The 627-nt window shown below is 55.0% G+C and carries 1 protein-coding gene; it reads right to left on the reverse strand.

Annotated elements, in window-relative coordinates; translation table 11 throughout:
- Window positions 1–627: replication endonuclease (locus ABAC460_RS0125410; protein ID WP_031237688.1), on the reverse strand; the 627-nt coding region annotated here is incomplete at its 3' end.

A 627-nucleotide genomic window follows, 5' to 3' on the forward strand; every position in this document is an offset into this window, starting at 1 on the left:
GATATAGCCCGCCGCACCACCTTTGTTCAGATGCTTGCAGTCAAACCGGTTTTTGGCGGCGCCGCACTCGTCCCCATCTTCAGCCATGGCATAACGGCGCATGATGTCGATCACCTGCTGGCGCTGCTCTTTGGAGGTAAACAACATCATATGCCAGTGCGGCGTCGCATCATGGTGCGGTTCGACAACGCGCACGCCGTAGACCTGCAGGCCCGCATCTTTAAACGCCGTGCGGATCTTGCTAAACAGCTTCACAAGATAGCGCTGGCCGTCTTTTGGCGTGTACGCCTCTTCATCCCATTTGTGATTAAAATGCACCTTAGGGCTGTTCTTACCAACGGCGCGCGTCGGGTGATATTTGGATGGGGTGGTGATGGTGATAAACATCCCTTTATCGCCACGGATAGCGGCGGCCTGCTCAACACCGGCGATCATCGCCATTAACTCCATACGACGAATTTCTGGGTTAGAGATACTTGCCATCACCTTGTCGATGAGGCTGAAGCGTTCGCCGGTTTCGACGTTCTCAAGCTCGCGGCTGTTCAGATAATCAAAATTGGACTGGCGGCGCGCTTTCACATCCCGAATAGCCTGCTTACTGGCATACGACGACGCCCCGCGGTTCAC

The sequence above is a fragment of the Asticcacaulis sp. AC460 genome (genome assembly GCF_000495795.1).
Classification (GTDB): domain Bacteria; phylum Pseudomonadota; class Alphaproteobacteria; order Caulobacterales; family Caulobacteraceae; genus Asticcacaulis.